The sequence below is a fragment of the Actinoplanes sp. NPDC051633 genome, from assembly GCF_040681735.1.
In the GTDB taxonomy this organism is placed as follows: Bacteria; Actinomycetota; Actinomycetes; order Mycobacteriales; family Micromonosporaceae; genus Actinoplanes.
This window is the reverse complement of the sequence record NZ_JBFAZH010000267.1, coordinates 1-7,907: the sequence shown is the minus strand read 5'-3', so window position 1 is coordinate 7,907 and position 7,907 is coordinate 1. Positions and strand designations below refer to the sequence as shown.

Annotated in this window: 9 protein-coding genes; 4 read left to right on the top strand and 5 right to left on the bottom strand. The window is 66.8% G+C overall.

Translation table 11 applies throughout. The features are described from left to right. Positions 1–773, bottom strand: a 773-nt coding sequence (locus tag AB0M20_RS17100; protein ID WP_364299085.1) for an LLM class flavin-dependent oxidoreductase, incomplete at its 3' end; no start/stop codon positions are given. A gap of 70 nt (positions 774–843) precedes the next feature. On the opposite strand from AB0M20_RS17100, the gene AB0M20_RS17095 reads away from it, so the two are divergent. Then, complete coding sequence (locus AB0M20_RS17095) at positions 844–1,143, top strand: hypothetical protein (protein WP_364299083.1); 300 nt, start codon at positions 844–846, stop codon at positions 1,141–1,143. 2 nt (positions 1,144–1,145) lie between these two features. Here the strand turns inward: AB0M20_RS17095 and AB0M20_RS17090 are convergent, their stop codons facing one another. Beyond that, entirely contained in the window at positions 1,146–1,991 is an 846-nt protein-coding gene (locus tag AB0M20_RS17090; protein WP_364299081.1) for a phosphoribosylaminoimidazolesuccinocarboxamide synthase, read from the bottom strand. A gap of 82 nt (positions 1,992–2,073) precedes the next feature. On the opposite strand from AB0M20_RS17090, the gene AB0M20_RS17085 reads away from it, so the two are divergent. The 3 genes from AB0M20_RS17085 (at position 2,074) to AB0M20_RS17075 (ending at position 6,098) form a co-directional block, all read left to right on the top strand. Then, positions 2,074–5,169, top strand: a complete 3,096-nt coding sequence (locus AB0M20_RS17085; protein WP_364299079.1) for a DUF3427 domain-containing protein — start codon at positions 2,074–2,076, stop codon at positions 5,167–5,169. A gap of 11 nt (positions 5,170–5,180) precedes the next feature. Then, positions 5,181–5,444 carry a hypothetical protein gene (locus AB0M20_RS17080; RefSeq protein WP_364299077.1) on the top strand — a complete coding sequence of 88 codons (264 nt, stop codon included), beginning with the start codon at positions 5,181–5,183 and terminating at the stop codon, positions 5,442–5,444. Positions 5,445–5,564: 120 nt separating this feature from the next. Next, positions 5,565–6,098, top strand: a complete 534-nt coding sequence (locus AB0M20_RS17075; RefSeq protein WP_364299075.1) for a GNAT family N-acetyltransferase — start codon at positions 5,565–5,567, stop codon at positions 6,096–6,098. Positions 6,099–6,108: 10 nt separating this feature from the next. Here the strand turns inward: AB0M20_RS17075 and AB0M20_RS17070 are convergent, their stop codons facing one another. From AB0M20_RS17070 to AB0M20_RS17060, 3 genes are all read right to left on the bottom strand, one after another. Continuing rightward, entirely contained in the window at positions 6,109–6,525 is a 417-nt protein-coding gene (locus tag AB0M20_RS17070) for a ChaB family protein (RefSeq protein WP_364299073.1), read from the bottom strand. Between the two features lie 44 nt (positions 6,526–6,569). After that, positions 6,570–7,154, bottom strand: a complete 585-nt coding sequence (locus tag AB0M20_RS17065) for a dihydrofolate reductase family protein (RefSeq protein ID WP_364299071.1) — start codon at positions 7,152–7,154, stop codon at positions 6,570–6,572. Between the two features lie 261 nt (positions 7,155–7,415). Continuing rightward, a partial coding sequence (locus AB0M20_RS17060) for an ADP-ribosylglycohydrolase family protein (RefSeq protein WP_364299069.1) occupies positions 7,416–7,907 on the bottom strand: 492 nt, incomplete at its 5' end.

Genomic DNA, 7,907 nt, shown 5'->3' with positions numbered 1-7,907 from the left:
ATGAACGTGCCGATGCCGTTGCTGAGCACCAGCGCAAGCAGCTCCTCGACCCACTGCGCGGAGGGCTTGGCCGGGTCGCCGGAGACGTTGAGCAGCCGCCGGATCTCGCGCGGATCGCGGCCGGCATCCTTGGCCGCGGCGTCGATGATGTCGTTGCCCCGCTCCAGGTCGCCCGGCTTGAGGTACGACAGCGAGGGCAGCCAGCCGTCCGCCTTCTCCCCCACGAGCCGCAGCATCCGCGGCTTGTAGGCACCCAGCCAGATCGGGATGTCGTGCGCCGGCCGCGGACCCCGCTTCGCACCCTTGAGCTGGTAATACGTTCCCTCATACTTGGTCGCCGAGCGCTCGTCGGCCCGCCACAGCTCGCGGATCACGTCGATCGCCTCGCCGAGCTGCTCGACCGACTCACCGGGCGTACGCCGGGCGACGCCCATCCCCGCCATCGCATCCCAGAAGCCGCCGGCGCCCAGAGCGAGCTCGAAACGGCCGCCGGAGAGCAGGTCGAGCGAGGCGGACGCGCGGGCCAGCACGGGCGCGGGCCGCATCGGGACGTTGAGGACGTTGCCGGCCAGCCGGATCCGCTCGGTCTGCGCTGCGATCCAGGTCAGCAGGGTCCAGGTGTCGTGGAAGCCCGGCTGGTACGGGTGGTCCTGGAAGGTCACGAGGTCGTAGCCGAGCTCCTCGCTGAGCCGGGACCGCAGCACCGCCGCCTCGGGCGGGTCGTTGGCCGGCGTCAGGAAGGTGCCGAACTCGATCTCGTGGCCGTAGTCCATGTTCTGAGAGTAGGTCGATGAGGTCCGGCGGCCCACGTTACTCGGGCCGACGGCCGGGTAGCCGGGCGCAATGTTGGGCCCCCAGGAGAAGTACGCATTCGACGGCATGGTGAACCAGCTTCGGGCCGATCAACGGTTCGCCCGCCGGATCGACAGGCTGACCCGCCCGCGCCGGCCATGGCACGTGTTCGTGGCCACGTTGCTGCTGGCCGCGGCGCCGCTGATCATCGTGGCCGGCGGCTGGACCGGCCTGCTCGTAGCGATGGCGGGATGCGGATACGGCGCCCACCTGATGACGAGGCCGGCCGGGTGGCAGACACCGCGGCAGCGTTCGTCGTCGTGGCTCTGGTGGTTACCGGCCCGGCCGTAGCCTCAGCGCCAGCGGTCGCCGGTCAGCTTCTCGTAGACCTCGACGTAACGGTTGCGGGTCGCCTCGACGACGTGCTCGGGAATCTCCGGGCCGGGGGCGGTGCGGTTCCAGTCGGCCTTCTCGGTGGCCGACCAGTCCCGCAGAAACTGCTTGTCGAGATAGCGCGGCGGGTTGCCGGGCGACCACTCGTCGGCCTGAAGGAAGCGGCTCGAGTCGGGGGTCAGCAGCTCGTCGGCGATCGTGATGCCGCGCTCGCCGAAGCCGACCTCGATCTTAGTGTCGGCGATGATGATTCCGTGGGTGAGGGCGATCTCCGACCCGCGGCGGTAGACCTCGAGGGTGATGCGCTTGAGCTCGCCCGCTACGTCGGGGCCCTCTTGGGCGACGACGTCGTCGTAGGTGATGGTTTCGTCATGCCCTTCGCCGGGCGCCACCTTGGTGGAGGGCGTGAAGATCGGCTGCGGCAGCTTCGACCCTTCGGCGAGCCCCTCGGGAAGCGGGTTGCCGGCGATGGCGCGGTCGTTCTTGTAATCCTTGATGCCGGAGCCGGCGAGGTAACCCCGGGCAATGCACTCGACCATGATCATGCGGAGGCGCTCGCAGCGGACGGCGCGACCCGCCCACTCCTGCGGCACGTCGGTGGCGGAGCGGATGTGGTTGGGTGCGACGTCGGCGAGCTGGTCGAACCACCAGAGGGAGAGCTGGGTGAGGATCTTGCCCTTGTCGGGGATGGGCGTGGGCAGGACGACGTCGTAGATGGAGACGCGGTCGCTGGCAACAAGCACCAGGTCCCCACGGTCGGCATAGACGTCACGAACTTTCCCTGAGTGCAACAGCTCCACGGCCAACACCTTACGGGCGGCCAATTGCTGGCCGACACGTCGGCCGGCTCGGCACGCTCGGCGATGACGCTGCGGCACACTGTGACCCGTGACTGACGAGCTGACGGTCGGACTGTACGAAGACGTTGTCACAGAGGCGCTAGCTGATCGCCTGAAGGGAATCAGCGGTGGGCTAGCAGACGTCAAGGCATTGCGGCCCGCCGAAGCTGCCGATCGCATCGCCCGGCTGGTGGGGGTGCAACTGCAACGGGTCATCGAGCTGATTCCCGAGGAGAATCGGGTGACCACGGGGATCGAGATCGCCCGGCAGATGCTCGACGTACTCGCCGGAAGCACGCCACGCGCCGCCGAGGCATTGGATCAGCCGCTGCCGCCCGGTGAGATTCTGGCCAGCGTTGGTCAGCGACGTCCCGATGGCCGTGTCAGCACCGCCTCGCGGCCGCTTATCCCGTTGCTCGACACCACCATTCTCACGAACGCGCCGGGTGAGCCTCGAGTCGGTCGGCAGGTGGTCGCGGAGATCGACTCGGCTGACTCCATCGATCTCGTGATGGCCTTCATCCGCAAGAGCGGACTGGTCCCGTTAATGCCGGCGTTGACGAAGCATTGCTCAGAGGGCAAAACGCTGCGCGTTCTGACGACGACCTACACCGGTTCAACCGAAGCCGCTGCGCTGGACATGTTGGCCAGCATCGGAGCCGAGGTCCGCGTTTCCTACGACGTGTCACTCACGCGGCTACACGCCAAAGCCTGGATCTTCTACCGCAATAGCGGCCACCACACGGCATACGTCGGGTCATCCAACTTGACGCACTCGGCGCAGGGACCAGGCATGGAGTGGAACGTGCGGGTGTCTGCCGCCCGCAACGCCGACGTCCTCGAGAAGATCCGCGCGGTCTTTCAGACCTACTGGGTCGGTGGAGAGTTCTTGCCGTACCTTCGCAAAGACTTCGAGGCCGCGATGGCACGGTCGAAGAGGCCCACCGACGACAGCATCGTGATCAGCCCCATTGAGATTCGGCTCGAGCCGTTTCAGGAACGCATGCTCGAGCTGATCGAGTTGTCGCGGGAACGTGGCTACCACCGCAATCTGTTGGTCTCGGCCACCGGCACCGGCAAGACCGTCATGGCGGCCGTTGACTACGCGCGGCTCCGCGAGAGAATGCCGCGAGCCCGGCTCCTTTTCGTCGCGCATCGCCAAGAGATCCTCGCTCAGAGTCTGGCAACCTTCCGACACGCGATTCGCGACTACTCCTTCGGCGAACTGTGGGTTGGCGGTGCAAAACCCACAGAGTTCGAGCATGTGTTCGCGTCGGTGCAGACGCTGCGCGCTAGGCCACTCGAAGACCTTGCACCAGACCACTTCGACGTCATCATCGTCGACGAATTTCACCATGCAGCGGCGCCTTCGTATCGCGTGATCATGGATCATTTGGAACCGGTGCAGATGCTCGGACTCACCGCGACTCCAGAGCGCACCGATGATCTGTCCATCCTGCATTGGTTCGGTGACCGCATCGCGGCGGAACTCCGGCTATGGGACGCGATCGAGCAACACCGCTTGACGCCGTTCGCCTACTACGGCGTACATGACGGTGTCGACCTCACGGAAGTCCCGTGGCGACGCGGACAGGGGTACGAAACAGCGGCGCTTGCGGAGGCGTACACGACCGACGGTGGCGCTTGGGCTCGGTTTGTGCTCAAAGAGCTGAATCAGCGGGTGGATGACATCAACGAGATCCGCTGCCTGGCGTTTTGCGTGAGCATCGCCCATGCCCAGTTCATGGCACGCCAGTTTCAAGATCTCGGAGTCGCGGCCGTCGCCGTTTGGGGCGACACACCTGATCACTTACGCAAGGCGGCGTTGCGCGCACTTGCCAGAGGCGAAATTCGAGTTATTTTCTCCGTCGACCTTTTCAACGAAGGCGTCGACGTGCCGACTGTTGATACGGTCTTGCTCCTTCGCCCGACCGACAGCGCAACCCTCTTCCTCCAGCAACTAGGACGCGGCCTGCGCCTCGCCAAAGGGAAGACGCTGTGTACGGTGCTCGACTTCGTCGGACTGCATCGGAAAGAGTTCCGCTTCGACAAGCGGTACCGCGCGCTGCTCGGAGGCAGTCGGCTTGACATTGAGCGAGCCGTGAAGGACGCGTTCCCGTTCTTGCCGGCCGGCTGTCATATGGAGCTGGACCGGAAGGCTCAGGAAATCGTGCTTCGCAGCATCCGAGATGCCGTACCCAGCCGATGGCAGTCCAAGATCGCCGAGTTGCGCTCCCTGCATCGCGAGCGCGGTGCAATCTCGCTGGCGGAGTACCTCGCCCAAACGGGCCTAGAGCCAAGTGACATCTACGCAAGTAATCACTCATGGTCGGAGCTATGCGAAGCGGCCGGCGTACCGACCGCTCCCGCCGGCCCGGAGGAGCAGTCTCTGCGACGAGCGATCGGGCGGCTTCAGCACATCGACGACCGGCAACGCTCCAAGACCTACCTCGAACTGCTCCGCTCTGAGGCTCCGCCGGCTGCGGGTGAGCTCAGCGTCTCTGAGCAGCGGTTGGTCCGCATGCTAGTCAGCAGTCTGGGCGACTCCGTCCTGCAAAAGGGCACGAGCTTGCAGCAGGGAGTCGACTTGGTGTGGCAGCACCCGCAGGTGCGTTTCGAGATTGGCGAGTTGTTACGCGTGACGGGCGAGTCTCCGCACCACATACACACGGAGGCGATGACGGACGTTCCGCTGCGCATCCACGCGCAGTACACCCGCATCGAGATCCTCGCCGCCGTGGGAGAGGGGAACGACGCCAAGACCCCGCCGTGGCGAGAGGGCGTGTACAACGCCAAGGGTGTGGGCGCTGATCTGCTCGCCTTCACGCTCGACAAGACGAGCGGGGACTTTTCCCCGACGACGCGGTATCGCGACTACGCGATCAGCCCGGAGTTGATCCATTGGGAGAGCCAGTCAAACACGCGCGCTGACAGCCCCACGGGCCAGCGCTACCAGAACCATGTGTCGATGGGCCGATCAATCCTGCTCTTCGCGCGAGCGCGCGCAGACGAACGGGCTTTCTGGTTCCTGGGCCCCGCCACCTACGTCTCCCACGAGGGCGAGCAACCGATGGCCGTCACGTGGCGGCTTGCGGCGCCGCTGCCCGGCGACCTTTTCACAGCATTCGCTGCTGCCGTGTCCTAATCACCTGCACGATGACGATGAACCCGGACCAGGGCGCTCCCGCCGACCGCACCCTGGCGGGCTCCTGGTCGATCGTCACCACCGCCAACAAGGGCTACACGCTGACCATGCAGTGCAGAAGACTCTCGGGCAGCGAAGGCACGCTGACGCAGACCTCGGCGACCATCGCCGGTGCCGTGACGACCTTCCCGACCAACCGGTTCGGCTACAACCTCACGGTCGCCGGCACCGTGCACGGTCACCTACACGTTGACGCCGGCCCATTGATACGTTGATTAGGTGAGCCTAACCAACGTGGTCGTCACCGAGCGGGTCGAGCACGTCGACCTGGTGCCGTTCCCCGGCTGGCGGTCGCACCGGATGTTCGTGCGGGCGCTTTCCCTGGCGGCGTCGCGATGACCCGCGAGACCCTGCCGGGGCTGGGCGACTTCGAGCTGCGCCGGCTCGACCCCCGCAAAGACCTGGACATCGTGTACGGCTGGGTGCGCGAGCCGCGCGCCGAGTTCTGGGGCATGACCGGGCACACGCGTGATCAGGTCCAGGAGATCTACGAGTTCGTCGACGGGCTCGACACCCACCACGCGTACCTCATGGTGCTGGCCGGCACGCCGGTCGGGATCTTCCAGACCTACGAGCCGGCGGCCGACCCGATCGGCGAGTTCTACCAGGTGCGCGACGGGGACTTCGGCATTCACCTGTTCATGGCGCCGGCGCGTACCGAGATCCCCGGTTTCACCGGCGCCATTTTCGGCGCCCTGCTGCGCTTCGTTTTCGCCGTGCCGTCGCGGCGCCGGATCGTCATCGAGCCGGACGCGCGCAACGAGCGGGCGCTGCGCCGCTGGAAACGGCTGGGTTTCGAGCTCGGCGAGCAGGTCGAGCTGCCGCACAAGACGGCGCAGCTGGCGTTCCTTGATCGGATTGCGGGCTGAGTCCGCGTACCTATTTCTTCTTCTTTTTGCTCTTCGCCAAGGCCTTGCGGTCGCTGCGGGCGTTCGCCTTCTGGATGGCCTCGACCAGCTCAGGCTTCTTCATCGTCGTGCGGCCCGAGATGTCGAGCTTCTTGGCCACCTCGAGCAGGTGCTTCTTGCTGGCGTTCGCGTCCACGCCACCGGCCGTCTTCGCCTTGGTGTCACGGCCGCCGGCCGCCTTCGAGTCGCTCGGGCCCTTCTTCTTCTTGGGCTCCCAGTGGTCCCCGACCTTCTCGAACGAGTGCTTGACGGCGGAGAACGCGGTGCGGTGCGCGCGCTCACCCTCGCCGTACTGCTCGACCGCCGAATCGTGGGTCTCGGCGTACGTGTCCTGCGCCTTCTTCGGCGAACGCTTCAGCGTGCTCGGCATGTCTTCACGTGCTGGCATGACAAACCTCCTCGACCCCGATTACCTGCCCGTTCGGCAAATGCTCAAACTCGGCTGTAGCTCGCGATGATCACGCCTTTGCCGGTGACGACGCTGTCGGTCAGCTCGAACTCGGCCATCGGAGCCGGGTGCTCGAACAGACGCGATCCGCTGCCCAGCGACAGCGGATGGATCAGCAGCGTGTAGGTGTCGATCAGCCCGGCAGCATGCAGACTGCGCACCAGCGACACGCTGCCGTTGATCGACAGGTCGTTGCCCGGCCTGGCCTTGAGCTCGGCGACGGTGTCCACGGCGTCGCCGCGCAGCAGGACGGAGTTCTGCCAGGCGTCGGTGTCCGGAAGCGTCCTGGACACGACGTACTTGGTGGCGGCGTTCATGAGCCGGCTGAACGGATTGTCGTCGGTGGCGCGTCCCCAGGCTACGGCGAAGTCCTCCCAGGTCCGGCGTCCGAACAGCAGGTCGCCGGGCTCGGCCATGCCCTTGCCCAGAGTTTCGGCCATCACCTCGTCGTTGAACCGCGGTCCCCAGCCGCCGTGGGTGAAACCGCCGCGGGTGTCCTCGTCGGGGCGGCCCAAGCCCTGCGCGACGCCGTCCAGGGTGAGGAACATGGTCGCCGTGATCGATCGCATGATCGTGGTCCTTCCGTTGCTTCGTCGGCCGTCGGTCGTCGGTGACGTGACGATCGAGGGCCGGCGCGATCGACACCCGCCCCGCCTGTGGACGACGCCCGGGAAATGTCATACCGAGCGCCTACATTCGAGCCCACCCAGTGCCGGGGTGGGGGGTGGCGGCGGCCCCCGGCGCGGGCAGCAGGGTCGGAGCGAGAGCCGTGAGCGCGGGCGGCAGCGGGAGCGGTTGCGGCTAGCGGGCGGGCGTCGGCCGGTTGCTTGTCACGGCGCGGACCACGGTGGCAAAGGCTCCCGGTGGGAAAGCCACTCCGGCGGGATGCCGCCGTCGCCCTTTCCCGTGTACGCGGCCACGACGCCGCCCACGATGGCCGCCGTGGTGTCCACGTCGCCGCCCGCCTCCACGCACGCCGTGATCGCCGCCGGGTAGTCCTCCAGGAACGTCGCCGCCAGCCACAGCGTGAACGGGACCGTGTCCTGGGCGGTCACCCTCGCACCGTTGCCCAGCTCGTATGCCGCCTCTGCGGGCGTACCCCCGAGAAGTCGCACGGCTCGCTCCACGCCTCGCTGCACCTGGCCCGCCACCAGATACGGCTCCAAGCTCTCCAGGAACCGCCGCGGCGACGGCCGCTCGGCGGCCCGCCGAGCCTCGGCCGCGTGCGCCGCGGCCACCGCGTCCAGCACCGCGCCCGCGATCCCCTCGGGATGGGCATGGGTCACCTCGGCCGACAGGATGGCCTCGGCGGCGGCCCGATC